The organism is Aeromonas sp. DSM 116730 (assembly GCF_046581335.1).
Lineage (GTDB): Bacteria > Pseudomonadota > Gammaproteobacteria > Enterobacterales > Aeromonadaceae > Aeromonas > Aeromonas rivipollensis.
This window is the reverse complement of the sequence record NZ_CP144265.1, coordinates 1,033,797-1,059,669: the sequence shown is the minus strand read 5'-3', so window position 1 is coordinate 1,059,669 and position 25,873 is coordinate 1,033,797. Positions and strand designations below refer to the sequence as shown.

Sequence of the window (25,873 nt, the reverse complement as noted above, 5' to 3'; positions counted from 1 at the left end):
CCTTAACCGGCGAATGAGTAGTGGCTATTGAGGTAGTCAACGTGTGGTGTCAGGGTTAGCGCCTTGGGGCGCAGCCCTTGCACCAGCGACTTGACCTGTGTGGGGGCGTAGCCCGATTCCAGCAGCAAGATGGCTGCCATCAGCCCGGTACGACCCGAGCCGCCACGGCAATGAATGGCCAGGGTCTGACCAGAGGCCAGTCGCGCCAGCAAGTCGGCCTTGTGGCTCGTAAACGCTGCGGTGAATGGCGCCTCGGGGGCGCAATCGTCCTCCACTGGCAGCTGGAACCAGGCCAGCCCCAGCGCGGCGCACTCGGCGGGCAAGGTATCGGCCTTGAATTCGCTAAGCTCGGCATCGGGCATCATGGTGACTACCGCATCGGCCCCGGCGGCTTGCAGGGTCTTGAGGGAGGCTTGCAGGGAAGCCTCCTTGGTGCCAGGGCAGGGAGTGAAGATAAGGCGGGCGCCATTATCCAGGTTCAGGATGTCAAAGGGGTGCATGATAAGCAGCGGCTCCATGTCTCATTGAGAACATCAGATTGGTTGGTGAAAACAGGTTGTTGATACCCAGTGCTGGTGGCCGCAACCGCGACCACGCAAGCATCATAGGGCGCTCTGCCTCACCCCTCCTTGTGGGCAGGGTGACATAAGTCTTGCAGGGCCTTGACGCCGACCGGCTCGACCGCCAGCAGGGGCACCACGGCATAACGCTTTCCATGCTCACCCTTGATCGCCTCGATATGGGGCTGCTGGCGATAGGCTCGCTGGGCAAGCAGGGGGGAAGTGACGCTGGCCGGGGACAGCATGTGATTGACTACCCAGGCCCAGGGCTCGATACCGGCGCGGCGCAGGTCGGCTTGCAAGTTGGCCGCCTCCTGTACCGGGGTGGGCTCGGGCAGGGTGACTATCATCACCTTGGTCTGTTTCGGGTCTTGCAGTTGCATCATGGGGGTGGTGAAGTGCATCCCCTTGCCCCCCATCTGGCGGGCAATTTCCCTGTGATAGGCACCGGTCGCATCGAGCAGCAACAGGGTGTGGCCGGTCGGCGCCGTATCCATCACCACGAAGCGCTTGCCCGCCTCGCGAATGATCCGCGAGAAGGCCTGAAACACGGCGATCTCTTCGGTACAGGGGGAACGCAAATCTTCTTCCAGCAGGGCGCGGCCCTGTGCATCCAGACTCGCCCCCTTGGTGGCCAGCACCTGGGCACGGTAACGCTCGGTCTCGGCGTGGGGATCGATACGACTGACCTCCAGGTTCGGCAGTGCCCCTGCCAGTGTCTCTCCCAGATGGGCTGCGGGATCTGAGGTGGTCAGGTGAACCGGCAACCCCCGACTGGCGAGCTCCACCGCCACTGCTGCCGCCAGAGTGGTTTTACCCACACCGCCCTTGCCCATCAGCATGATGAGCCCGTGGCCATCGCTGGCCAGCTCATCGACCAGTTGCGTCAAGCCGGGATGTTGCTGGTCCTGTGACTCGGCGGCCGGGCGTTCGACCTCGAGGTTCCCGTTGACAGGCGCTGCGCCGAGTAACTGGCGCAGGCTGTCCACCCCAACCAGATTGGTCGCCAACAGCGGCACTCTGTCTTGTGGCAGACTGGCCAGCAGCGCTGGCATTTGAGCCATCGCCAGCTGCTCTCGTTGCCACAGGGCGGTCGCCAAGGGGTCATCAACCAGCTCGCTTTGCGGGAAGATGCCATTGATAACCAGTTGCTGATTGGCAAGGCCTATGCCTATGGTCGCCAGCTCGTCGTGGGTACGCGCCACTTCCCGCAAGGTAGATGCTTGCGCCCGGGCGACCAGAATCAGCCGGGTTTTCTCTGCATCGGACAAGGCAGCAACGGCCTCGGCGTATTGGCTGCGCTGTTTTTCCAGTCCAGCCAAGGGCCCCAGACAGGAAGCATCCCCCTTGCCTTGCTCCAGAAACTCGCTCCACGCACCCGGCAACTGCAACAGACGTATGGTGTGGCCGGTCGGGGCCGTATCGAAAACGATATGGTCGTATTCCCCCACCAGGCTGCTGTCGGTCAACAGGGCGGTGAACTCGTCAAAGGCGGCGATCTCTGTGGTGCAGGCACCGGAGAGTTGCTCCTCGATGCTGCGCACCACGCTCTCGGGCAGCTTGCCGCGCACCGGGCCCACGATCCGCTCCCGATAGGCTTGTGCAGCGGCTTGCGGGTCAATCTCCAGTGCTGACAACCCACTGACTGCCGCTATGGCGGTAATCTTGTTGCCTATCCGGGTATCGAACACCTGGCCTACGTTTGAGGCAGGATCCGTGCTGACCAGCAGTACCCGTTTGCCACTGTCACACAAGGCAACCGCACTGGCACAGGCCAGCGAGGTCTTGCCCACCCCGCCCTTGCCGGTGAAGAAGAGAAACGGCGGCGCATCATGGAGAAACGAGTAGTTCAGAAACGAGGACATGAGAGACTCCTATCAGGAAGAACGAGGCAAATGACCGAACAGAGAACTTGCCAGCCAGGTGATGACGCTTAGCAGCAACCACTGCTACCGGAGCAGCAGCCACTCTTGACGATCCCCTTGATGACGCCCGCTTTGCTTGGCTCGACATCTGACGGTTCGACTTCTGTGCCATCGCTTCCCGGGGCTTTCGGCAACGCCAATCCGGCATAGCGCACCAGTTCAGCGCGGCTGGGGTAACGACCTGTGAGCACCACCTGACCATCCACCAGGGTCACAGGCAGTCCTTCTTCCCCGGTCAGTTCCAGGAAGGAGGCCACTGCCGGGGTCTCGGCGAAGACCAGGGGCTGTTGTGCCAGATTGAATCGATATAGAGAGCCACCCTGCTGCTTGAGCCATTCGGCGTCACCGGCAAAGATCACCAGATTTTGGTCAACCTCTGCGCCACATACCCCGCTGGAACAGCACAGGGCCGGGTCGAATACTTGTATCAGTCTCATGATCTACTCCTCATTGCAGCAAGGCTGCGCAGGCAACACATGGGGCGAGCAACCGGAATCGGCCCTCATCACCCCGCAGGCTTCCGGATGACCGGCGCAGCACTCCTCGGTGAGATAGCCGATAAGACTCAGCATCAGGGGAATGTTGGCGCGATAGCGCAAAAAGCGCCCCTCCTGCTCCACCGAGAGCAGACCCGCGTGCAGCATGGCTTTCAGGTGAAACGAGAGGGTGTTGGGGGCTATGTCGAGCTCGCTGGCCAGCTGGCCGGCAACCTGACCTTCCAACCCGGCCTTGACCAGCAGACGCCACACATCGAGGCGAATGCCGGATGCGAGGGACTCGAATACCTTGGTGGCGATCTCTTTGTTCATGGAACTTCCCCTTCATTCACTTCATTATTTCAACTATACAAGAATTATTGAAATGATCAACATGACCAGAGCCTATCGTCAATCTCCTCACTCCCTCTTGTCGTTCACACAGCACTCCTCGCGGAAAAACGCGATGATCTCTTCCAGCACCTCGTATTGAGAGACGCACAGCAGGGTGCGGCTCTCCCGGTTCTGCTTGACCAGCCCGACCGAAACCAGGGCCGCAATATGATGGCTCAGGGTCGAGGCGGGAATGGCGAGCTGCTTTTGCAAGTCTCCCACGGGCAGGCCTTGCTCCCCGGCCTTGACCAGGTGCTTGAAAATAAACAAGCGAGTCGGGTGACCCAACTCTTTCAATGCCTTGGCGACCGCTTCCAACTCCATGCTCCAACCCTCTTCATAGATGACATTTCGATACTACCAGAAATATCTTGACCACCCATATACTTCGATTATTTTAGAAATATAGTCAAATCCAAGAGGATATGAAGATGAATGACTGGTTAACCATGTTGACGGATGCATCTCGGATGTTTGTGTTCCTGGCCGTCGAACTCTCGGTGCTGTTCCTGGTGATCAGTGCCGCCGTCAGCCTGATCCGCCAGAAGATCCCCGATGCCAAGATCCAGGCCATGCTGGGGGCTAGAAAAGGCAGAGGTTATTTGATTTCGGCTCTACTGGGGGCCCTGACCCCCTTTTGCAGTTGCTCGACCATCCCCATGCTGCGCGGACTCCTGTCCGCCAAAGCCGGTTTCGGGCCAACCCTGACTTTCCTGTTTGTCTCGCCGCTGCTCAACCCGATCATCGTCGGCCTGATGTGGGTCACCTTCGGCTGGAAACTGACGGTCCTGTATGCCGTTATCGCCGCCGGCGTCTCTGTACTGGCGAGCATGCTGCTGGACATGCTGGGATTCGAGCGTCATGTGATTGACCCCAAAGAGGCCAAGCAAAGCAGCTGTGGCACAGGTTGTGGCACCACGACGAGTGAAGATGCCATCGTGAGCGCAACAGCTTGCTGCTCAAACAAGGCTATCAAGTCAGTCACACCGCTAAAGGCTCAGGCATCTTGCCGGCCCTCACAACCCGAGGCCACGCCAGCCATCTCTTGCTGCGCAGACGGCACTGCGGCCCTGACTCAGGCCCCAGTCATTCCCACGGCCTTCGCCAAGGCGCGGGCGGATGCCTGGCAACAATTCAGGGAGGTGTTGCCCTACCTGCTGCTGGGAGTTCTAGTCGGGTCATTTATCTACGGCTTTATTCCGGCAGAGTGGATAGCCGCCCACGCCGGGGCTGACAACCCGCTGGCCATTCCATTCAGCGCCGTTGTGGGCATTCCGCTCTATATCCGGGCAGAAGCCGTGATCCCTCTGGCATCTGTGCTGCTGGGCAAAGGGATGGGCATGGGGGCTGTGATGGCACTCATCATTGGCAGTGCGGGGGCCAGCCTGACCGAGGTGATCCTGCTCAAGTCGATGTTCAGAACCCCCATGATGGTGGCATTCCTCACCGTGATCCTGGGAATGGCCATCCTGATGGGTTATCTGGCACAAGGACTGTCTGCGGCCCTGGCCTGAGATCGGCCGCACCGACGCGGTGAGATGGAGGAAGAACATGGCTTGGGCGAAGGGACGGGAGCTGAAAACTCACAGACCAGAAAAAGCCATCCCAATCAATCGGATGAACTTGGATATGTGGAGAAGGGCATAACCTCGGTCATCCATCGCCGCGGATCAGGCTTCCCGCACCACACCCGCAACAGATAAAGGAGGCGGCTGGTAGGGGTTATGGCCTTTCGTCAGCGGCCAGGAAAGCAGGAATGTGGTGCCGCCCCGCCCGTTGGGCTGGCAGAGGGCACTGCCGCCGTGGGCCTCGGCAATGGCCTTGACCACGGCGAGCCCGAGCCCGCTCCCACCGCTCTTGCGCGAGCGCGACGGATCCCCCCGGCGAAACGCATCGAAGATATAGGCAGCAACCTCCTCGCCGATCCCTGGCCCCTCGTCTTCCACGCTCAGAGTGCACAGGGCACCCGAGCGTTGCAGGCGCACTGTCAGCATGCCCGGCACGGCGTGCTTCTGGGCATTTTCCAGCAGGGCCATCAGGGCCTGGCGGATGCGAAGTGCATCGCAGCAGACAGGGAGTTCGGCATCGAGCTCCCGCTTCAGCATGAAACCGCTCGCGGCCAGGGGGCTGGCAAAGGCGTCAAGCACCACGGCAAGCTCGTCTGCCAGCCTGACCTCTGAGCGTTGCAATTCCAGGTGGCCGCTGTCGTTGAGACTGAGTACCCGCAAGTCTTCGATCAGGTGGGTGAGGCCCTCCACCTGACGCAGCAAGCTTTCGAAGAGTTCGCGATCTGGCAAAAATACCCCTTCGGCCAGCCCCTGCAAGCGGCCGCGCAAAATGGTCACCGGGGTGCGCAATTCGTGGGCGATGGCGGCATTCCAGAACTCCCGCTCGCGGGTCATGCTCTGCAGCCGCTCGGCCATGGTGTTGAAGTCGCGCACCAGTTGCGCCGTCTCCCCGATAGCCTGTTCATCTATCGGCACGCGGGCGTCGAGCCTGCCCTCTGCCACCTCGCGCAGACTGTTTGCCACCGAGTTGAGGGGGGTCAGGATGCGGCGAGAGAGGCGCACGGCCACGTACAGCGCCATCCCCAATGCGATGAGAATGGTAGAGCCGACCCAGATCATCTCCACCCTCGAGGGTATCCAGCTCTCGGAGATGCTGCCGGGCAGGTAGGTCACGGCGATGGCATAGAACACATAGGTGCCGATCACCGCGAGGGAGATGATGCCAAGCGCCATCAGGCCCAGGGCGTGGATGATCTGCCTGCGCAGGCCAGGTGCCGGTTTCATGCGTCGCCACCGAAGCGATAACCGACCCCCCAGACACTGGCAGGTACTCCCAGGATGCCGTGGGCCTCGAATTTCTTGCGCAGCTTGCTGATGTGGCTGTCCACTGTGCGTTCCTGGGTATCCCCCTCGGGCAGGCAGTGGGTCAGCAGTTCGGCGCGGCTGAACACCCGCTTCGGCGCCCGCATCAGGGAGGCGAGCAACTTGAACTCGGTCAGGGTCAGATCCAGCCGCTGTTGCCCGTCATCGCGGAAAATGCTGGCTTCGTGACTCTCCAGATCGATCTGGAAGGGGCCGACCCGCAGCACCCGGGCAGTGGCGGGGGTTGCGGCCTTGGTGCGTCTGAGCACGGCCTGAACCCGGGCCACCACTTCGGCCGGGTTGAAGGGTTTGACCACATAGTCATCCGCCCCCATGCGAAGCCCCATCAGCTTGTCGAGGTCCTGATCCAGGGCGGTCAGCATGATCACAGGCGTGTCGCCACGGGCCCGGATCTCGCTGAGCACCTGCCAGCCATCGAGCTGCGGCATCTGCACATCCAGCAGCAAGAGATCGGGCTTGAATGTCTGGTGCATGGCCAGGGCTTCGCGGCCATCGGCGGCATGCAGGGTGCGCAATCCGTGACGTTGCAGGTAGGCGGCGAGGATCTCGGCGATCTCGGCTTCATCCTCTGCAATCAGTACCAGTGACTGGGCCGCCGGGCTGGCGGAAGCAGGAAGATACGACATGGTCGGACTCGAAAATGGTGGGCTTGAACTTTATCACCGCCTCCATGGATTCTCCACAAAGCCTCGAATCATTCGCAATAGCCCCTCTCCATAATACCCGCTCGATGTGCTCTCGCGGCAACAGCACGCCGGGGAGACGGTTTAACGAGGTGAGTATGATGTTTGTCAGACAGCGGTATGCGGGCACTCTGCTTGCAGTCATTGCCGCATTCGGGTTGGCGGGTTGTGATGGGGCGCCGCAAGCGCAAGATGCGCCGGCCCCCCTTCAGGTGTCGGTGATGACGCTGGCAGGAGAAGATCTTGTCATCAGCGAGGATCTGCCCGCCCGGGTGGCGGCACTGCGCAGCGCCGACATTCGTGCCCAGATCAGCGGCATAGTGCAGCGCCGCCTGTTCGAGCAGGGCGCCGAGATCAACGCGGGTACAGTGCTGTTCCAGATAAACCCGGCCCCCTTCAAGACAGACGTCGACAGCGCCGCCGCGGCATTGCAGCGGGCCGAGGCCGTGCTGGCGCGCGCCCGCATCCAGGTTGACCGCCTGGTGCCGCTGCTGCGCACCGAGGCCATCAGTCGCCAGACCTATGACGACGCCCTCTCCCAGCGGGATCAGGCGGCTGCCGACGTGGCCCAGGCCAGGGCAACCCTGGCCCGGCACCAGCTGAACCTGCAATTTGCCAGCGTAGAGGCCCCCATCGCCGGGCGCATCGATCAGGCGCTGGTGAGCGAAGGGGCCCTGGTATCGCCGACCGATGCCACCCCCATGGCCAGGATCCAGCAGATCGATCAGGTCTATGTCGATGTCCGCCAACCGGCCTCTGTGCTGGAAACCCTGCGCCAGCAGGCAGGCTCAACGGCACCTGAACTGGCGGTGGAGATCCTCGGCAGCGATGGCAAGCCGCTCGGCATGCAGGGGCACATCCTCTTCTCCGGCATCGAGGTGGATGCCGGGACCGGCGACGTGTTGCTGCGAGTGCTGGTGGATAACCCGGAGCGGCGGCTCTTGCCCGGCCTCTACGTGCAGGCCCGCATTCCCCGGGCTCACTACGCCAGCGCCCTGACCGTGCCCCAGCAGGCCCTGGTGCGCACATCGGGTCAAACCAGCGTGTGGGTGGTGGATGGCCAGGGGCAGGCACAGCAGGTGCCGGTCAACACCGCTGAACTGGTGGATCGCCAGTACCGCATCGCGTCCGGGCTCAGCGCCGGGCAACGGGTGGTGATCGAAGGGATCGACCGCCTGACCCCGGGGGCGCAGGTCATTGCCCATCCCTGGCAACCACCCGCCGTCAGCCAGCAGGCTGACGCAGACATCCGCTGAATCGGAGACATTCCATGCCGCAGTTTTTTATTCATCGCCCGGTATTTGCCTGGGTGATCGCCCTCTTCATCGTGCTGGCGGGGGTCATCGCCATCCCCAAGCTGCCCATCTCCCGCTACCCCTCGGTGGCGCCGGTGTCGGTGACCCTCTATGCCACCTATGCGGGCGCCACGCCGCAGACCCTGAACGATGCTGTGGTGAGCCTGATCGAGCGCGAGCTGTCGGGGGTGAAGAACCTGCTCTACTTCGAGTCATCGGTGGATGCCTCGGGCAGCGCGCAGATCACCGCCACCTTCAAGCCGGGCACAGACCCGGAGCTGGCCCAGATGGACGTGCAAAACCGCATCAAGGCGGTCGAGCCTCGCCTGCCGCAAGCGGTGCGGCAGAACGGCCTGCAGGTGGAGTCCGCCTCGTCGGGTTTTCTGATGATGGTCGGCATGACCTCACCGGATGGCCATTTCGATGAAGTAGCCCTCAACGATTACATGGCGCGCAATATCGTTCAGGAGCTGCGCCGCATCGACGGCGTGGGACGGGTGCAGCTGTTTGGCGCCGAGCAGGCCATGCGCATCTGGGTGGATCCGGGCAAGCTCTCCGCCTACGGGCTGACCATAGGCGAGGTGGCGCAGGCCATAGAGCAGCAGAACGTCCAGATAGCACCGGGGCGCATCGGTGACGAACCCGCCCTGCCGGGACAGCGCCTGACGGTTCCTCTCAGGGTACAGGGGCAGCTGACGGCCCCAGAGGCGTTCGCCGCCATCGTGCTGCGGGCCGGCGCCGATGGCGCCAAGCTGGTGCTGGGTGATGTGGCCAGGGTCGAGCTGGGGGCGCAATCCTACACCTTTTCCAACCGGGAGAACGGGGTGGCCGCCACCAGCGCCGCCATCCAGCTCTCCCCTGGTGCCAACGCCGTGCGTACCGCCGATGCGGTGCGCACCCGCCTCGCCCAGCTAGCCCCGACCCTGCCGGCGGGCATGGTCTACTCGATCCCGTTCGACTCGGCCCCCTTCGTCAAGGTCTCCATCGACAAGGTGATCCACACCCTGCTGGAAGCCATGGTGCTGGTGTTCCTGGTGATGTTCCTCTTCCTGCAGAACCTGCGCTACACCCTGATCCCGGCCATAGTCGCCCCCATAGCCCTGCTCGGCACCTTCGCGGTGATGCTGCTTGCCGGCTTTTCGATCAACTCCCTGACCATGTTCGGCATGGTGCTGGCCATCGGCATCATAGTCGACGACGCCATTGTTGTGGTGGAGAACGTCGAGCGCCTGATGGCCACCCGGGGACTGTCGCCCCGAGAGGCGACCTCGCAGGCCATGAAGGAGATCACCGGGGCGGTGATCGGCATCACTCTGGTGCTCACGGCGGTGTTCATCCCCATGGCGTTCGGCAGCGGCTCCGTGGGGGTCATCTACCAGCAGTTCACCCTGTCGATGGCGGTGTCTATCCTCATTTCGGCCTTCCTCGCCCTGACCCTGACGCCAGCACTGTGCGCCACCCTGTTGCGTCCGGTCAGCCCGGATCACCATGAGAAGCGCGGCTTCTTCGGTGCCTTCAACCGGGGGTTCGAGCGGCTCACCGCGGGTTACGGCGCCCGGGTAACCCGGCTGGTCGGGCGCAGCGGACGCATGATGGCGGCCTTCGTCGCCCTCTGCGCCGTGCTGGCCATCGCCGCGGCCCAGTTGCCCTCCTCTTTCCTGCCAGACGAGGATCAGGGCTACTTCATGACCTCCATCCAGCTGCCGACCGGCGCCACCAGTGAGCGCACCCTGGCGGTGATCAAGGAGTTCGAGGCCCACGTCGCCTCTCGAGAGGCGCTGGACACCAACCTGGTGGTGCAGGGTTTCAGCTTCTCCGGCGCAGGCCCCAATGCGGCCATGGCCTTCACCATGCTCAAAGACTGGGATCAGCGCCATGGCGCCACAGCCGCCGAAGAGGCGGAGCTGGCACAGGCGGCCATGGCCAACAGCAGGGAGGGCACGGTGATGAGTCTGTTGCCGCCCGCCATCGACGAACTGGGCACCTCTTCGGGTTTCACTCTCTTCCTGCAGGACAGGGCCAATCGGGGGGAAGCCGCGCTGCTGGCCGCCCAGGCGCAGTTGCTGACGCTGGCCGCCAATAGCGAGGTGGTGAGCGATGTCTACCCGGACAGCCTGCCCCCCGGCGAGAGCATTCACCTCGAGATCAACCGGCAGAAGGCCGAGGCCATGGGGCTCTCGTTTACCAGTGTGAGCAGCACACTGTCGACCGCGATGGGGTCGCTCTACGTCAACGACTTCCCCAACGGCGGGCACATGCAGCAGGTCATACTGCAGGCCGACGCCCCGGCCCGCATGCAGCTCGACGACGTGCTCGGCCTGCGGGTGCGCAATGCCAGCGGTGGCATGGTGCCCCTGCGGGAGGTGGTGACACCGGTATGGAGCGAATCCCCGCAGCAGATGATGCGCTTCGAGGGCTTCCCCGCCGTGCGTCTTTCCGGGAGTGCCGCCCCGGGGATATCCAGCGGCGCCGCAATGGCACAGATGGAGCGCCTGGTGGCGCAATTGCCGCAAGGCTTCGCCCTGGCCTGGACGGGGCAGTCGTTGCAGGAGCGTCAGTCGGCGGCCCAGGCCCCCATGCTGATGCTGCTGTCGGCACTGGTGGTCTTCCTGGTGCTGGCGGCGCTCTACGAGAGCTGGTCCATCCCGCTCTCGGTGATGCTGGTGGTGCCGCTGGGGTTACTCGGCACCGTCGCCGCCGTGATGCTGCGCGGCATGCCCAACGACGTCTTCTTCAAGGTGGGCATGATCACCATCATCGGTCTGTCGGCTAAAAACGCCATCCTCATCGTCGAGTTTGCACGCCAGTTGCACGCCGAGGGACGCACGCTGATAGACGCGGCTGTGACCGCCGCACGCCTGCGTCTTCGCCCCATCCTGATGACCTCGCTGGCCTTCACCCTGGGCGTGATGCCGCTGATGCTCGCCAGCGGCGCCAGCGCGGAGACCCAGCATGCCATCGGCACCGGCGTGTTCGGCGGCATGATCAGCGGCACCCTGCTGGCCATCTTCTTCGTGCCGGTCTTCTTTGTCTTCGTCATCGGCACCCAGGAGCGCTTTCAGCTCTGGCGGGCCCGGCGAGTGCACAGGGGGGAGCAATGATGCCAGTGTTGCAGCCCCTCTTCCTGCCCTGCGGCCTGAACGAGGGCAGCCAGACAGCGGGGGTTGAGGTCAGCGCAGCCAGCCCCCGTTCATTCATCATTGCGGAGAAGTCAATTCATGTTCTCTGACATCCAACGCCGCTGGCTGGTGCTGCTGGCTGTCATGCTGGCCTTCCTGCCGGTGGTCATCGACATGACCATATTGCACATAGCCGTGCCTTCCCTGACCCAGGCCCTGGGCGCATCCGCGACCGAGGTACTGTGGATCATCGACATCTACCCGCTGCTGATGGCGGGGCTGCTGGTGCCCATGGGCACACTGGCGGACCACATCGGCAACCGGCGTCTGCTGCTCACCGGGCTGGTCATCTTCGGGGTCTCTTCCCTGCTGGCAGCCTTTGCGCCGACGCCCGCCATGCTCATAGGCGCACGGGTGCTGCTGGCCCTGGGAGGCGCGATGATCATGCCCTGCGTACTTGGCACCATACGTCGCACCTTCGAAGACCAGGATGAGCGCGCCATGGCGCTGGGTCTGTGGCACGCGAATACGAAAAAGCCCATCTCAATCAATGATTGAGATGGGCCGTATAAATGGCGGAGGAGGTGCCCGCCGTTATTAAGTCCAACCAACTCCACACTAATACAGCAAGCCTTTTATTATCAGCAGATTAGAAACAAACATTGTCCAATCCATCCCAATCACATATTACCACTGCACATGCACGGTGGCATACTGAGTGGCATATCCACTTCTCAAGGAGGTTACCTAATGGCAATCCTCACCGATACCAAAGCCCGCAACATCAAGCCTGAAGATAAGCCCCTTGCTCATGGTGGCGTCACCGGGTTGACGCTACATCCTTCCCCCATCAAGGGCAGAGGAAAGTGGGTGTTCCGCTATGTCAGTCCACTGACGAAGAAACGACGTAATGCCGGCCTCGGGAGTTACCCCGAGATCTCCATCGCTGATGCTGCTCGAGACGCCCAGGTAATGCGGGAACAGCTGGCGAATAATTCGGACCCGCTAGAGATCCGGCTACAGGAGCAGAACAAGCCTAAGAACCCGACTTTGGAGGCATCTGCCCGACTGGTCTACGAAAGCTTGCTACCAGGCTGGAAGAACCCTAAACATGGCAAGCAATGGATCACCACATTGGAGCAGTATGCCTTTCCTATCATTGGCGCTAACTCCATTGATGCGATTACCCCTGCTCATATTGCTTCAGTTCTGCAGCCGATCTGGCTGACGATCCCAGAAACTGCTAGTCGTGTTAAACAACGACTACATGCCGTTATGTCTTGGGCATGGGCTCATGGCTATACCTCTGCAAACCCTGTGGATGTGGTAAGTCACTTACTCCCGGCTCAACCAAGCAAGTCCATACGAATAGAACACCAACCCGCTATGCCTTGGCGTGATATCCCTGCATTTGTACAAAAGCATCTAAGAACGACCCAGCGTTTTGATGTGACACGCTCCATGCTGGAGTTCTTGATCCTGACTGCATGCCGCTCAGGTGAAGTCCGAGCAATGAAATGGTCTGAAGTCGATCTGGAAGCAAGGGTCTGGACCCTACCTGCCGAGCGTATGAAGGCCAAGCAACAACATCGTGTTCCGTTATCTCTTCGTGCCGTCGAAATACTGATGGGGTTAAGGGGATTGCATGACGAGTTGGTATTCCCATCCCCTAGAGATCAGGTACCGCTCTCAGACACAGTGCTGACGATGTTTCTGAGAAGAGCCAAAGCTGAGAGCTGTACTCCTGGCCGAATGGCAACTGCTCATGGCTTTCGTTCCAGCTTTCGAGACTGGTGTAGTGAGCAAGGCTATGCGCGGGATCTTGCTGAACGAGCGTTAGCTCATACGGTGCAAAACAAGGTAGAAGCTGCGTACCACCGTACGGACTTGCTGGACCAACGTCGGCCCATGATGGATGCATGGGCAAGCTTTGTGGATGGTTATTAGCTGACAGAACAAGAAGGAAGCAGCCATCTGGCCGCTTCCTTCTATATTTTTTAACTCTTTCAGCACCGTTTGATGTCATCTTGCCAAAACAGTGCTTCAACAACTTCTTAGCCTGTCTACGCCCCGGCATTTTATTCTCCGCTCAGATAAAAAGCTCATCCAATTGACCGTTTTTCCCGAACTACTCAGAGGTGTCTCTCCACTTCCCTGAACTGTCTCTCCATGAGTGCGCATTCCCCGATTTTGACTGCGTTGACTCGTGTTTTGGGGAGGCTGAGGCGCTCCATAAGGCAGATAACTCACACATGAAATCGAAACCAAAAATAGGCTAATCCACACAAGTAGGAACAACGTACCAATCCATAACCCCCCCTAATCGTTTGGACAGTTTCACTGTTTCCTCAGTACACAGCAAAAGCCTCCCCTGTTGTAAAAACAGAAACAAACACACCAAATCAATAAATTACCCTCTTGCCTCGTAATCAAAAATGCATAATAAGCCATAAATCAATAATGGTTGTTTTGTGATTCACAACACAAACTTCGAATATCACAAGGGATAAACATTGCATTGGAAATCGATTTCAAGAAAATGAGCACAGCATGATTTTGCCTTGGCATCGATTGCATGGCAGCTGTTTGAGTCTCGACAGTTCATCGCGATGGACATTTTTCCCATTGATTGGAGTGGTCAGTATGAATGCAACCAAAAAAGGACTTTTAGCATCGTTGATCGCCGCAGCTTTGCTCAGCGGATGCGGTGGTGACGAGAACATTTCTTCTAGCAACGGCAGTGAAACCCCTCCGGGTGAAACGCCACCTGGTGAAACACCGCCTGGCGGTGGAGATGGTGCATTATTGCTGTTTGGTGTTGGGGCGAACGCAAGTGTCACTCCCAATATCCAGTCCGAGAAGGATAACTGGAACCTTCAGCCAGTCACCGCCACTCCCGTCGCCATGACTAGCATCAGCGCGGTGCTCATCAACAATGCTGGTACCGACGACACTGCCGACGTGCAGGTACCCGGCGATGGTGATGGCACCTTCATGCTCAAATCCGACACCCCGCTGAATCTGAGCAAGTATGCTTCCGGTTTCATCGAGTTTCAGTTGCGGACCAAGAGCACGGTCCCTGAAGTCCTGAATGTCTCCATCGACAACGAATACCCCAATCGCAGTAGCCTGCCCATTGCAAGTGCTCTGGCCAACACCGGCGACTGGGAGACCCTGACCCTGCCCATCAACTGCATGAAGCCCTTCCCTGGTGCCACGGCGATCAACCTCGCCACCGTGGGCACACCATTCCATCTGGCTACGAAGGATGCCTTCAGCTACGAAATCACCAATATCAAGTACTTGCTTACCACAACGGCAAAACCGGTTGTCGATCCCATCACCTGTGAAGCGCCAGGCACCGATCCAGGTACTAACCCCGGCACCGATCCTGGTACTGGCCCCGGCACCGATCCTGGTACTGACCCCGACACCGATCCTGGTACTGACCCCGACACCGATCCTGGTACTGACCCCGGTACAGGCTCTGGCGTCAACAACGCCCCTGCACTGGTCACCACCGACACCGCGCTCTATTACTCAGGGGATAAGAGTCAGGCAGTCGATCGTAGCGCCGACTATCCCGCTGCAGGGTTTGGCGGCACCCTGACCGATGAGAACCAAGTTGTCACCATCGATCTACCGGGAAATGGTGGCGTCTTTTTGGGCTCCGACAGTGCAAGTGCCGACCTCTCTGTCTACCAGGCTGGCACCCTACAAATCGACCTGAAAGTCTCTAGCTATGGTGACTCCCCCAACATCCAGATCAGGATGGATGGCACCGCAGGCCCGGATTACGGCACCTTCTTTACCATGGACAGCAACATCGTTCCCGATGACGACAGCTGGTACCGCTGCACCTTGCCGGTCGCAGCTCTGATCCCGGGCGCCAACACCAGTTCAGTACAAAAAGCGATCTACATGAGCGGGGCATGGGATTCGATGGCTGGTCTGAGGTTCGCGTTCACCAACGTAGCCCTAAAAACGGCTATCCCAGCAGACTTTGACATCAATCAGCCCTGTCAGAAGATTGATTTATAAGAAGTTTAATTTTTAAACAAATAACTTTTTGAAGACTTTTCTACGGATTGGAGCAATAACATGAAATTGAAGTCTGTTGCCTTATTTGTCGGAGCATGTTGCGGGCTTGCATTACCCGCCATATCGAATGCTACCGAGAGTTTTGGCTTCCATGGTTATATTCGTGCAGGCTCGATGTTTGACGCCAAAGACGACTTCGCCAAGGCGGGGTACGAATATGAAATGGACAAAACCATGGGGCGCCTGGGTTCCGAACTGGACAATAGCTGGGAAGGCGGCCTGAATAAACTATGGGAGCTTGGTGGTAACAAGTCTGTCAACATCCACTTCAAGGTGGAATCAGATGCAGATGGCTTGCAAACCCGTGCTGCTCCACGGGAGAGCGGCGTATCAGAGACCTTTGTGGAGCTTGGCGGCATTACGCCAACTGGTACCATGTGGGGCGGGCTGCGCTATTACGATCGTGAAAATTACATCTGGACCACCGATTATTTTTACACTGATTACTCAGGCACCGGAGTCGGCGTAAAAGGCATGGAAATAGCGGGCGGCAAATGGGATTTTGCTTATATTAACAGCAATGATACCGACCACTCCGATCGTGCCAATGGTACCGATGCCACCATGCACACCCTACATTCCAGTGCCTTGTATGGTGCCTGGGATATGGAAGTTGCCCTGAAGCAGATGCCGAGCAACGAATTCACCGGTGACACTAAAAAATATGCGACCAAAGGGGTAGAAGGCACCCTTATCTACTCGCGCGATGATTTCTTCTTTATGCCTGGTGGTTTCTCCAAGTTCATTGTCCAGGCGGGCCGTGGATTGGGTTCCGGCGATTTGCTGGGGGCCAACCTGACCAACACCGCCATGTATCGCAAGGGCTCCCTGTACCAAAAGACCCTGCAGGACCAGGCAGATGGTTACAAACCCTATCAATCCAAGGTAATGGAGGGCGATCAATCCTACCGCGCCTTCCTCTGGGGCGGCTGGTATGGCGCCAATGTGCATCTGCTACCAACCCTGTCATATCAGTACAACGACTATGAAATGGGTGGTCATGATTCCTGGTATGCCGCATCCCTGCGCCCCGTGTTCCCAATCAATGAATTTTTCTCCATCCAGACTGAAGTCGGATATGTGAAAAACAATCTGATCATCGACAACGTCGAGCGTGGTGGCACCTCCCACAAGGTCAGCATAGTACCAACCTTTACCGTCAATACCGGCATGGGTCCCTCACCAGAGATCCGTATTCTGACGACCTATGTCGATCACAATAACGAGACGCCTTGGCAGGAAGATCGGGAAGATCTCCTCGTCGGTGTGCAAGCGGACATGTGGTGGTAAGTTAGGCCTGCATACTTATCAGCACTATAATCTCGGGTCCCTTGGGGGACCCGCATTGCATACGAGGAAACACGATGAAGGGAACGAAGCAGTACCTGCCTTTCCTGGTCAGTCTGCTGGTTGCAGGATGCGCCAACGGAGGCCCGGAACATCCGCCAAGATCAGCAGCCTCCGCCCTGCAACAGCAGGTTCAACATGATCGGGAACAGTTGTCGAACAAAGTGGTAGTCGAAGCATTCAAGGATCTTCGCTTCCAGCCCCTTGGGCAGGAGAGCCGATGGGTCGATGTGAGCGCCGACAGCCAGGTCTATGCATTCGATTCGGGTAAAAGCTATGTGATGGCCTTCTCATTGCCCGCCCTCACTGCGGCTACCCACGTCAAAATAACCATTCCGGTTGATTATACCGTCTTCCTGCCCAGCATCCTGTTGCTGGACGAGAATCACAACGCAGTTCAAACCATTCCCAGCTCCACGTTCAGTTACGACGGCCGTTCATTAATTTCAGGGCAGAACATCCAGGGGGAATTTACCATTCCGACCCCCATCGGCAGCGTACGGGCCGCCTATATGGTGATCTATTCCACGGCGCAGGACATGCAAGGTAGCACTCGGCTCAACCCCGACGATCTCCAGCGCGCCATGCAATATGATCGCACCACGGATGTTGCCCGTCTCATCAATGTGGAAGTGCCCCACTCGGCTACCGGACGCCTATATCTGACGCTTGACGCAGAGGCTGCTGAAAATGCGACACCAATAGCAAAAACCATATCACCCGTGATGGTCACACCAGATAAACCGCTGAATGAACTGGATTATTATCAGCATATTCGCACAGCGGTTGAGAGCAAGAACTATGAACAGGCCCTCGCTTGGGTCAAGGCCGCCGAACAGGCCGGATTTACCAAGGCAAGAGAGGTCTTTTTTGCAGCACAGCAGTAGTGTTTCCTCCCCCTGAAGAGGTGCATCATTGCTTGTCACCATCAGGGGAAACAGGTATCCTAACTTGCTGATTTATTAAGAAGATATTCATATAATCCTGGCCATGACCAGGGGTTTTCACAGTAGAGTACGGAGGGGGGATGTCGAAGTCAGCTCAGGAGAAAAAAGCCACTGTCTATGATATCGCCCGCCGAGCAGGTGTCTCGGCAAGCACTGTATCCCGGATATTGAACGGCTCGGCAAAAGTGGCCGCAGATAAACGCCAGGCAGTGGAAGATGCGATTCAGGAATTGAATTTTCGTCCCAACCTGATGGCGCAATATTTGAAAACGGGTCAGTCCATGACCCTGGGGGTATTGACTCAACATGTCGAGAGTCCATTCTCCAACGAAATGTTGCGTGGTGTTGAACATACCCTGCAAGGCATGGAGTATGTGCCGCTGATTGTCAGTGGCCACTGGAATGCGGAAGAAGAGGTCGAACGGCTGCGACTGCTGGTAGCACGTCGGGTAGATGGCCTTATTATTTTGACCGGCCACGTCAATCAGCAAACGCTGCTTGAGTTTTCACAGCAAATACCGATTGTTGCCACCGGTCACAATATCATGACCGAGCGTGTGCACTCCTTCAGCATCAATAATCGGCTGGGTGGCTATATGGCGACTCGTTATTTATTGGATCTGGGTCATCGTGACATAGCCCATATTGTCGGCTTACCGGATCAAAACGATGCCATCGAACGTCATCATGGTTATCGCCAGGCCCTGGTCAGCGCGGGCATCGAATATGATCCATCCCTGGTCATCCAGGGGGATTTCGCCGAGGCCGGCGGCCTCAATGCCGTGAAGAAACTGGTGGAGAGTGGTCGAAAATTCTCCGCCATCTTCTGCGCCAACGATCAGACCTGCTACGGGGCCATTCTGGGGCTCAAGCAGTGCGGCTTGCGTGTGCCTGAGGATGTCTCCCTCATTGGTTTTGACGATCTGCCCTTCTCCACCTATTCCAACCCGCCATTGACCACTGTGCGCCAGCCCATCTACGAGATGGGCGTCAAGATGGTCAAGACCCTGTTGGGATTGATCGAGAATACGGAGCTAAACTCGGACGAATTGCCCGAGTTGAGCATAGTGGTGCGCGATACCACACTGCCGTACAAGGGATGAACGCCGACGGGGCTGTGCTCCGCCCGACATGAGATAAAAGCGGCCTGCGGGCCGCTTTTCTTTTTCCCCTCCCTGATGTCACGTCAATACAGCCCTGCCCAGCAAGGGACGGCGTGCTTTTCATATCGTCCCTTCCACCTAGTCTGTCTTGGGTTCGCACAGGTACATAACGCGGCCAACACCGCCCCCAATCTGGATTGACCAGGACCGGGGAAACCACATTGCATCCACCCCCCTGGGTGAAATGACAAGCCTTCGGCTCCTTCTCATCGGCCATAAGCCTTGATGAAAAAAGGCGCCCTGAGGGCGCCTTGGGAAATATGAAGCTCACCATCGGACAATGCCTTTCCCGGTGGGCACGGCCACCGTCAAGGGGTAGCGAAGGGGGTCTCCGCCCCGGTGGAAGCGCTGGCCGCCGCCGTGGGGAGGGGCTCGTCCGCTTCGCACAGACGGGCTCTTCTTGCCGCCGCCTTTTGGGGGGGATACCAACTTGCCAGCCCCTGCTGTATGCGCGCGGCGGCCGCTTCCGGCGTCATGGTGCCCAGCACCACGGATTGCGATACCTCCGCGAGCTCGATGGTGAGCGAGGGCTCCCCCCGGGTGAGGAACTGCGCCCCCAGACGCAGGGTGGAATCACAGGTATCGCGCCAGCCCATCATGGTGCTAGCCACCGGATCCTTGAGCTCGAAGAAGTGGTTGGAGAGGGAGAAGAAGCCCGGCACCGAGTTGGAGAAGCGCTCGGCGAAGTCGGCGCTCGCCATCCACTCCACCAGCTTCAGGGCCGCCTCCTTGTTGGGGCTGGCAGCATTGATGCCGATCCCCATGTCAGTGTGATCGGTGAAGTAGCAGGTGTCTCCCTCCCGCGCGACGGGAGGTGGGAAGGCGCCGAAATTGACTTTGCCGGTAAACTGGGCCAAGGACCAAGAGCCTGCCACTATCATGGCCGCCTTGCCGGCTGCAAAGGCATCCACCGCCTGGGCTTCGGTGGCATCGGTCGGGTGTTCGCCTATGTAGGGTCGCCAGCTCGCCAGCTCGCGAAACGCCGCCATATAAGGGGCATCGGTGGCCCTTGCCTGACCATTGATCAGCGCCAGGCGGCCATCTTCCCCATGCCAGTAGTTGGGGCCGATATTCTGGTAGCCAAGCTCGGAGACCACCCAGCTGTCGTGGGCCGCCAGCGCCAGCGGCAGGTAGCGGCCATCCTGCTTCACCTTCTCCAGCACGGCAAAGAAGTCAGCACGGGTTCGGGGCGGCGTCAGCCCCAGGGTGTTGAAGATGTCGACATTGAAGTAAAAACCCTGGATCACGGAAGCGATGGGCAGGCAGAAGGTCTGGGCCCCGGAGTCGGTCTGCCAGGCCGCCTTGGCAAAGCTCGGGAAGTTCTCCATGCCGGGCAGGTCCGTCAGATCCAGCAGATACCCCTGCTGGAACAGCCGTAAGGACTGATCATAAGGACGGCAAGTGATGAGATCCCCCGCCTTTCCCGCCGCCAGCCGCTCGGCGAGTCCCTGATCGTAATCGGCCGAACGCTGCGGTTGCAGCTTAAGGGTGATCTCGGGATGGCGCGCCTGAAAACGGGGCAGAAACTGCTCCTTCCACAGCGGCTCGTCATCTACGCGCCAGGTTTCCAGCACCAGCTCCTGGGACACCGCCGCAGTACTCAGCCCACAGACCAACAGGGCACTCACTGATTTCCACATTGCCTCTCTCCTACACCTTGAAACGGGCCACCAGACTCTGTTGCTGGCTGGCCAGCCCCGACAACACCTCGCCACTGCTCGCCGAAACCCTGGAGGCCTGCTCGGTCTCGTGAGCCACGTCGGCGATTTCCGCCACGTGCTGGGCCACTCCCTGACTCACCGAAATCTGCTCCGCAGCGGCATAAGCCATGTGATCCGCAATCTCCTTGATGGCCTCCATACGCGAGGCGATCCCCGCCAGGGCTCTCTCAACATCCCGGGTCTGCTGCACACTCTGCTGGGTCTGCTCATGGCTCTGGGCCATCACGCTCGCCATATCGCGAGCGCATCCCTGCAGGTTGTCGATCATCACCTGGATCTCCTGGGTCGCCCCTTGTGAACGGGTAGCCAGCGCCCGCACCTCCTCGGCCACCACGGCAAAGCCCCGCCCGGCTTCCCCGGCACGGGCCGCTTCGATGGCCGCATTGAGGGCCAACAGGTTGGTCTGTTCAGCCATGCCACGGATCACCTCCAGAATGTTGCCGATGTTGCTGCTGTAGCCTTCCAGCTTGTGGGTGATCGCCATGGCCCCGGCGATGTCGGTTGCCAGCTGTTCGATGCCACCCCGGTTTGCCTGCATCAGATGGCGTCCACGCTGGCTCTCGTCATTGGCTTCACCGACCTCCCGACGCACATGATCGCTGGAGCGCGCCACCTCGGTGGCACTGGTCTCCAGCTCGAAGATGGCGGCCGCCACCTGATCGGTCTGAGCTTTCTGCTCCTGTACCCGCGACATCACCTGCTCGCCGATCTCCGCGGTCTTGCGCGTCTCGCTCACCAGGTGCTCAGACCCGGTCTGGACCTCCATCAAGAGCGCCTTGGTGTGGTGGGCCAGCTGGTCAATGGAGTTCGCCACCTCGCCGAGCTCGTTTCTAGCCGGGTAGCACACCCGCAGCGTCATGTCCCCTTGCGCCATTAGGGAGAGGACGCGGTTGATCCGTACCAGAGGCACCTGGATGCTGCGGGCCGTACTCCAAGCGACAATGAGTGCGATGAGCACGGAACACAGGGCCACTAACACTATCCAAGTGCGGGCGCTTTCAACTGCGATGTCGGCACTCTGCCTGTCCTCCTGCATGCTTCTGTTGCTAATGGCGATGAGCCTGTCAAGCGCCTCTCCCAGTTGCTGGCTCTCGGCCTCCTGTTGCTCACGCAGATTGTGCAGTTGTTGATTGATCTGCTGGTGGCGCACCAGGGTGGCGATAAGCCCCTTGTCGCCGAACACCAGCTGGGGAATGCGCGTCACATGGTGGGTAAACCTGGCCTTGACGTCGTCGGGCACAACAATCCGCACCAGACGCTGGTTAGCAATGTCGATGTCTTTGGCCAGCACCGCCTGCAGTGCCACGAGATCCGTATTGCCGTCAGCGCGCAGGATCAGCTTGAGATCCCGAGCGATGCCGCTGGTGATGAGTTCTGCCTTGTTCTGCAATGAGCGCCGCCCCGCCGCATAGCGCACCAGCAGCTCCGCCGCCGATCGGTAGTTGTCATCCAGGCGCAGCAGATCGCCACGCATCCGGGAGAGTCCCCGATCTAGCTCGACCGACTCTTCGTGCAGGCTCATCAACTGCTCCGAGATGGTGAACAGCTGGGGGGCCTGGTTGGTGACCTGGACGAGTTGCCGTTCACTCTCGGCATCGAGCGTCAGGGCCTTGAACTCCTTGATGTGCTGCTCATAACGGGCCTTGTCATTCACAAAACGTTGGCGGGACTGGGGAAACGCCGAGCCCTCCCAGATGGCGAGATGCGCCAGGCTGTCTCTGTCCACCATCAGCAAGGCGGCGCGCAACCGGCTGGCGGTCAAGGCTAGGGGCGTTGCCTCCTCGGTCACCTGCTGGAAACGGCCGTGAATGGAGGCCGTCTTCAGGTAGCTGATGGCCCCGAGCAGCAGCAGCAGCACCAACAGCAGCGTAAAACCCAATCTGATCCGCTGTACGATCGACATCCTTCTCTCCCACCTCTCCCTCCGCACATGGGCGGAGCCGGTTATCAAAGCACCAGGGCCCCGACAGGGATCCTGGTGCATCTGGCTGACGGAATTATCGGGTCAGCTGTCCCTGGCAATCGAGCCGAGCCGCCTCCCCTGCAGCTCCCAACAGGGAGGCCGGCACCCAGCGCACGGTCGCCACGTCGATGCGTGCCTTGCCGCTGGTGCCCAAGATGAAGGGCGTGTTGACCTTCGCGAAATCCATGCCCTCTTCGAGGCAGCGCAGAGGCAGGCTCAGGGTCACCCATTTCTGCGGGGGTAACTGGCGCAAAGCCGGTGCGATCTCGATGGACTTGCCACAGGGCCAGCCACACTGCAGACCTAGCGTCATGTTGCCCGCTGGTGCCTGCTGCACCCGCAGCGTCACCTGCAGCTCGCTCTCACCCTTCAGGTAGGTGCGACGATCCGCCCCCTTGACCTGGGTGGTCTGCAACTGGATCGTGGCCCCAGAGTCGACACCCGGCTTGTCCGTCCCAAGGAAGGTGACCGCGCGCGCATCCTGCTGGCGCAGGTAGTCGATGGGCTGCACCTTGATGAAGGTCATCTCGGTCACGCTGTTGCCGGAGACTTCGGTCCCCGTCCAGTTGCTGGCATCTCCCATGCGCAGACGGTGCTCTTCACCCGCCTTGGGCCCGAACAGCTCAAGCACCTTGTCGGCGGCGCTCAGCTTGGCGGGGTCGCTCTCGTTGCAGCCGAAGGTACGATTATCCAGGGTCAGGGTATTGAGGTTGCTGACCCGGGCCGCCACAGGGGAAGGCTTGCCGTAGCTGAGCCCGTAACCATAGGGGAAGAGCGGTGCATTCTCCCCTTCAAGGGATTGCTCGAAGGTGGGACGCTGCCAGCCCGGGATCTGGGTGGGTGTGCGATTGATGGTGGTGGCGCACTTGCCAAATGGCCAAGAGAAGGAGAGTCGCCCTTGGAAGTCATGGGCCACCTTGCCCTTCGCATCCTTGAACAGGAGATCGGTGATCCCCTCCCCCTCGGTGCCCGGCAACCAGGCGGCGACAAAGGCGGAAGAGAGGTTGATCTCCTCGTTGACGTAGAGCGGGCGCCCGGAAAAGAGCACGGTCACCACGGGGATATCGGCCGCCTTCAGACGCTTGAGGGTCAGCAGATCCTCGTGATAGCTGTTCTTGAGATCCCCATAGGAGAGGGTCTTGTTGTCTGGAATATCACCGAACCATTCGGCATAGGGATCCTCCCCCATGACCAGGATGGCGACATCGGGTTTGGCCTCCTCCAGCTCCCTAGGCCCTGTACCCACCTGCACATGATCCGCTCCGACGGTGGACGTGACCGCATCCAGTACGCTCTGGGCACCTGGGAAATCACCACGCCCGTTTTCGCTGCCTTGCCAGGTCAGGCTCCAGCCCCCCACCTGCTTGCCCAGATCATTGGCGGCGCTGCCCGCCACCAGCACCCGGCTCTGCCGGCTCAAGGGCAGGATCTTGCCCTCGTTCTTGAGCAGCACCAGCGACTTGCGCACCGCCTCCCGGGCCAGCGCCTTGTGCTGTGCGGCGCCAAGCTCGCCCTGCTTGCCCGCCAGCTCTCGTGCCGACGGCATGGGTTTCTCCCACAGCCCGGCCCGCATCTTGACCCGCAGGATGCGCGCCACGGCATCGTCGATCCGGCTCATCGGGATCTGCCGGTTCGCCACGCCATCGAGTAGGTTCTGGCGAAACTCCATCCAGTCCTTGCGCGCCGTGACCATGAAGATGTCGACCCCGGCCAGCACGGCGGGTAAGCAACTCCCCATGGTGCAACCGGCGATCTCGCTGTGGCCGTTCCAGTCCGATACCACCAGGCCATCAAACCCCATCTTGCCCTTGAGTACGTCGGTCAGCAGATAGCGGCTACCGTGCAGCTTGCCGTTGTATTCAACCCCGTCCTCTGGCAACACATCGAGGTTGAGCTCGTTGTGCCAGCTGTTGAACGAGGCCATGACCACCTGGGCGCCAGCATCCAGCCCCGAGAAGTAGCCCACCGCGTGCAGGTTGCGCAGGTCTTCTTCCGAATAGAAACTTTGGCCCCGATCGACCCCGTCCTGAGTGCCGCCATCCCCCACGAAATGTTTCACGTTCGAGATGACGTGGCGTTGGCCGCGCAGATCCGCCGCCGACCCTTGTAGGCCGCGCACCATCTCGCCGGAATAGTGATAGACGATGGCGGGATCTTCGGAATAGCCTTCATAGGTCCGGCCCCAGCGATCGTCCCGGGGAACCGCCACCGTCGGAGCGAAGGTCCAGTCCAGCCCGGTGGCGGCCACTTCCCGCGCCGTCACCTGGCCGATACGGTAGATGAGCCCCGGATCCCGCGCCGCCCCAAGGCCGATGTTGTGCGGGAACAGGGTCGCCGCGAAGACGTTGTTGTGGCCGTGCACCGCATCGGTCGCCCACATGAAGGGAATGCGATAGCCCCTGCCCTCAAAGCCCGCTTCCGCCGCTTGCCAGTAAGTGTCGGCCTGGCGTGCCCAGTCCGCCGCTGAGGCGTGTTTGTTGTTGCCTGGCCAACCGCCGCCCCCGTTGAGGACGGAACCAATCTTGTAGCGAGTGACCTCCTCTGGGGTCACTTCACGAAAGTCGGGCTGGATCATCTGCCCGACCTTCTCCTCCAGGGTCATCCGGGAGAGCAGGGACTGGATCTGGCGCTCCATCCCCTCGTCCTTGGCAATGGCGCTGTGGATCTGCGGCCAAGTGGCAAAATAGGGCATGGTCGACAGCTCATCCGCCATCCCGGCACTCCAGATGCCGCACCCCACGAATAGGCAGATCATAGACCTGGTGAGACCTGTAGTTTTACGCATTTTCCTTATGACTCTCCGGATATTCTCATTCATCGCCTGACGCATCGATCATGGGGATCCGTCTTGAAAAACAGCTCAAATATGAAATCGATTGCAAGAATATTTAATGGTAAACAGAAATCTCTTCACCATTCCAGCAGTATCTTTGCCCTGCAACGGTAAAAATCCCACCGAGAGAGTAAATAGTGATGTAGCTCACAAAGATCAGACTGTTTCGCGCCAGCAAAATATCCAGGAGGGGGTGGAGCACACGGAAAAGCACTCGGAGAGAAAAAACAATAAAATCATAAATATAAAATAAACTCATCATCTCATACCACTGCATATTTTACCGAGAACGGCACCCGTTTGGTTAAACTGGCGGGAAATGAAGAGAGGATGATAAGGATTCAATAGAATTCAAATCACGTAGATCTACATGTCAATAAACGAAAATTTGTAGCCCACATCACAGTTCATAAAGGCAAACTTGATTTGCCACAAACTTTACTATTACCTAATTTA

At 59.6% G+C, this 25,873-nt stretch carries 19 protein-coding genes; 9 read left to right on the top strand and 10 right to left on the bottom strand.

What is annotated here, in order from left to right; genetic code table 11:
- Nucleotides 1-2: 2 nt before the first annotated feature.
- From Aeroheme_RS05070 to Aeroheme_RS05050, 5 genes are all read right to left on the bottom strand, one after another.
- Nucleotides 3-500 carry a protein phosphatase gene (locus Aeroheme_RS05070; RefSeq protein ID WP_411166804.1) on the bottom strand — a complete coding sequence of 166 codons (498 nt, stop codon included), beginning with the start codon at nt 498-500 and terminating at the stop codon, nt 3-5.
- Between the two features lie 119 nt (nt 501-619).
- Entirely contained in the window at nt 620-2,425 is a 1,806-nt protein-coding gene (gene arsA / locus Aeroheme_RS05065; RefSeq protein ID WP_411166803.1) for an arsenical pump-driving ATPase, read from the bottom strand.
- A 68-nt stretch (nt 2,426-2,493) separates the two neighbouring features.
- Entirely contained in the window at nt 2,494-2,922 is a 429-nt protein-coding gene (arsD, locus tag Aeroheme_RS05060) for an arsenite efflux transporter metallochaperone ArsD (RefSeq protein WP_411166802.1), read from the bottom strand.
- Between the two features lie 3 nt (nt 2,923-2,925).
- Entirely contained in the window at nt 2,926-3,294 is a 369-nt protein-coding gene (locus tag Aeroheme_RS05055; protein WP_408863846.1) for an ArsR/SmtB family transcription factor, read from the bottom strand.
- 87 nt (nt 3,295-3,381) lie between these two features.
- Entirely contained in the window at nt 3,382-3,678 is a 297-nt protein-coding gene (locus Aeroheme_RS05050; protein WP_025327982.1) for an ArsR/SmtB family transcription factor, read from the bottom strand.
- 107 nt (nt 3,679-3,785) lie between these two features.
- Between Aeroheme_RS05050 and Aeroheme_RS05045 the strand changes: the two genes are divergently transcribed.
- A complete protein-coding gene (locus Aeroheme_RS05045) occupies nt 3,786-4,868 on the top strand; it encodes a permease (RefSeq protein WP_411166801.1) in 1,083 nt (360 codons plus the stop codon).
- Nucleotides 4,869-5,024: 156 nt separating this feature from the next.
- Here the strand turns inward: Aeroheme_RS05045 and Aeroheme_RS05040 are convergent, their stop codons facing one another.
- Both Aeroheme_RS05040 and Aeroheme_RS05035 read right to left on the bottom strand, forming a co-directional pair.
- A complete protein-coding gene (locus tag Aeroheme_RS05040) occupies nt 5,025-6,146 on the bottom strand; it encodes an ATP-binding protein (RefSeq protein WP_411166800.1) in 1,122 nt (373 codons plus the stop codon).
- Nucleotides 6,143-6,871 (bottom strand): response regulator, encoded by a 729-nt coding sequence (locus Aeroheme_RS05035; RefSeq protein ID WP_411166799.1) that lies wholly within the window; start codon nt 6,869-6,871, stop codon nt 6,143-6,145. Before Aeroheme_RS05035 ends, Aeroheme_RS05040 begins: the two co-directional genes overlap by 4 nt.
- 155 nt (nt 6,872-7,026) lie before the next feature.
- On the opposite strand from Aeroheme_RS05035, the gene Aeroheme_RS05030 reads away from it, so the two are divergent.
- From Aeroheme_RS05030 to Aeroheme_RS04995, 8 genes are all read left to right on the top strand, one after another.
- Entirely contained in the window at nt 7,027-8,184 is a 1,158-nt protein-coding gene (locus Aeroheme_RS05030) for an efflux RND transporter periplasmic adaptor subunit (RefSeq protein WP_411166798.1), read from the top strand.
- Nucleotides 8,185-8,198: 14 nt separating this feature from the next.
- On the top strand, nt 8,199-11,324 hold the full coding sequence (locus Aeroheme_RS05025) for a multidrug efflux RND transporter permease subunit (protein WP_411166797.1): 3,126 nt from the start codon (nt 8,199-8,201) through the stop codon (nt 11,322-11,324).
- 117 nt (nt 11,325-11,441) lie between these two features.
- Nucleotides 11,442-11,900, top strand: coding sequence for an MFS transporter (locus tag Aeroheme_RS05020; protein WP_204787269.1), 459 nt, complete (start codon nt 11,442-11,444; stop codon nt 11,898-11,900).
- 192 nt (nt 11,901-12,092) lie between these two features.
- Nucleotides 12,093-13,289: a tyrosine-type recombinase/integrase gene (locus tag Aeroheme_RS05015; protein ID WP_125729693.1), complete on the top strand. Its 1,197-nt coding sequence runs from the start codon at nt 12,093-12,095 to the stop codon at nt 13,287-13,289.
- 696 nt (nt 13,290-13,985) lie between these two features.
- The gene (locus Aeroheme_RS05010; RefSeq protein ID WP_404835958.1) at nt 13,986-15,383 is read left to right on the top strand and encodes a putative glycoside hydrolase; all 1,398 of its coding nucleotides are present in this window, start codon (nt 13,986-13,988) and stop codon (nt 15,381-15,383) included.
- Between the two features lie 60 nt (nt 15,384-15,443).
- The gene (locus tag Aeroheme_RS05005) at nt 15,444-16,733 is read left to right on the top strand and encodes a carbohydrate porin (protein WP_125729695.1); all 1,290 of its coding nucleotides are present in this window, start codon (nt 15,444-15,446) and stop codon (nt 16,731-16,733) included.
- Nucleotides 16,734-16,807: 74 nt separating this feature from the next.
- Entirely contained in the window at nt 16,808-17,677 is an 870-nt protein-coding gene (locus Aeroheme_RS05000) for a MalM family protein (protein ID WP_125729696.1), read from the top strand.
- A 140-nt stretch (nt 17,678-17,817) separates the two neighbouring features.
- Nucleotides 17,818-18,840 (top strand): LacI family DNA-binding transcriptional regulator, encoded by a 1,023-nt coding sequence (locus Aeroheme_RS04995; protein WP_238156117.1) that lies wholly within the window; start codon nt 17,818-17,820, stop codon nt 18,838-18,840.
- A gap of 368 nt (nt 18,841-19,208) precedes the next feature.
- On the opposite strand, the gene Aeroheme_RS04990 is transcribed toward Aeroheme_RS04995, so the two are convergent.
- The 3 genes from Aeroheme_RS04990 to Aeroheme_RS04980 all read right to left on the bottom strand — a co-directional run bounded on the left by Aeroheme_RS04990 (nt 19,209) and on the right by Aeroheme_RS04980 (nt 25,339).
- Entirely contained in the window at nt 19,209-20,540 is a 1,332-nt protein-coding gene (locus tag Aeroheme_RS04990; protein ID WP_125729697.1) for an ABC transporter substrate-binding protein, read from the bottom strand.
- A 10-nt stretch (nt 20,541-20,550) separates the two neighbouring features.
- Nucleotides 20,551-22,524 carry a methyl-accepting chemotaxis protein gene (locus tag Aeroheme_RS04985; RefSeq protein ID WP_125729698.1) on the bottom strand — a complete coding sequence of 658 codons (1,974 nt, stop codon included), beginning with the start codon at nt 22,522-22,524 and terminating at the stop codon, nt 20,551-20,553.
- Between the two features lie 94 nt (nt 22,525-22,618).
- Nucleotides 22,619-25,339 carry a glycoside hydrolase family 3 protein gene (locus Aeroheme_RS04980; RefSeq protein WP_236091668.1) on the bottom strand — a complete coding sequence of 907 codons (2,721 nt, stop codon included), beginning with the start codon at nt 25,337-25,339 and terminating at the stop codon, nt 22,619-22,621.
- Nucleotides 25,340-25,873 lie beyond the last annotated feature (534 nt).

Coding starts and splice junctions, on each gene's coding strand:
- Aeroheme_RS05070 (WP_411166804.1), bottom strand. CDS start 500: ATGCACCCCTTTGACATCCTGAACCTGGATAATGGCGCCCGCCTTATC.
- arsA (WP_411166803.1), bottom strand. CDS start 2,425: ATGTCCTCGTTTCTGAACTACTCGTTTCTCCATGATGCGCCGCCGTTT.
- arsD (WP_411166802.1), bottom strand. CDS start 2,922: ATGAGACTGATACAAGTATTCGACCCGGCCCTGTGCTGTTCCAGCGGG.
- Aeroheme_RS05055 (WP_408863846.1), bottom strand. CDS start 3,294: ATGAACAAAGAGATCGCCACCAAGGTATTCGAGTCCCTCGCATCCGGC.
- Aeroheme_RS05050 (WP_025327982.1), bottom strand. CDS start 3,678: ATGGAGTTGGAAGCGGTCGCCAAGGCATTGAAAGAGTTGGGTCACCCG.
- Aeroheme_RS05045 (WP_411166801.1), top strand. CDS start 3,786: ATGAATGACTGGTTAACCATGTTGACGGATGCATCTCGGATGTTTGTG.
- Aeroheme_RS05040 (WP_411166800.1), bottom strand. CDS start 6,146: ATGAAACCGGCACCTGGCCTGCGCAGGCAGATCATCCACGCCCTGGGC.
- Aeroheme_RS05035 (WP_411166799.1), bottom strand. CDS start 6,871: ATGTCGTATCTTCCTGCTTCCGCCAGCCCGGCGGCCCAGTCACTGGTA.
- Aeroheme_RS05030 (WP_411166798.1), top strand. CDS start 7,027: ATGATGTTTGTCAGACAGCGGTATGCGGGCACTCTGCTTGCAGTCATT.
- Aeroheme_RS05025 (WP_411166797.1), top strand. CDS start 8,199: ATGCCGCAGTTTTTTATTCATCGCCCGGTATTTGCCTGGGTGATCGCC.
- Aeroheme_RS05020 (WP_204787269.1), top strand. CDS start 11,442: ATGTTCTCTGACATCCAACGCCGCTGGCTGGTGCTGCTGGCTGTCATG.
- Aeroheme_RS05015 (WP_125729693.1), top strand. CDS start 12,093: ATGGCAATCCTCACCGATACCAAAGCCCGCAACATCAAGCCTGAAGAT.
- Aeroheme_RS05010 (WP_404835958.1), top strand. CDS start 13,986: ATGAATGCAACCAAAAAAGGACTTTTAGCATCGTTGATCGCCGCAGCT.
- Aeroheme_RS05005 (WP_125729695.1), top strand. CDS start 15,444: ATGAAATTGAAGTCTGTTGCCTTATTTGTCGGAGCATGTTGCGGGCTT.
- Aeroheme_RS05000 (WP_125729696.1), top strand. CDS start 16,808: ATGAAGGGAACGAAGCAGTACCTGCCTTTCCTGGTCAGTCTGCTGGTT.
- Aeroheme_RS04995 (WP_238156117.1), top strand. CDS start 17,818: ATGTCGAAGTCAGCTCAGGAGAAAAAAGCCACTGTCTATGATATCGCC.
- Aeroheme_RS04990 (WP_125729697.1), bottom strand. CDS start 20,540: ATGTGGAAATCAGTGAGTGCCCTGTTGGTCTGTGGGCTGAGTACTGCG.
- Aeroheme_RS04985 (WP_125729698.1), bottom strand. CDS start 22,524: ATGTCGATCGTACAGCGGATCAGATTGGGTTTTACGCTGCTGTTGGTG.
- Aeroheme_RS04980 (WP_236091668.1), bottom strand. CDS start 25,339: ATGATCTGCCTATTCGTGGGGTGCGGCATCTGGAGTGCCGGGATGGCG.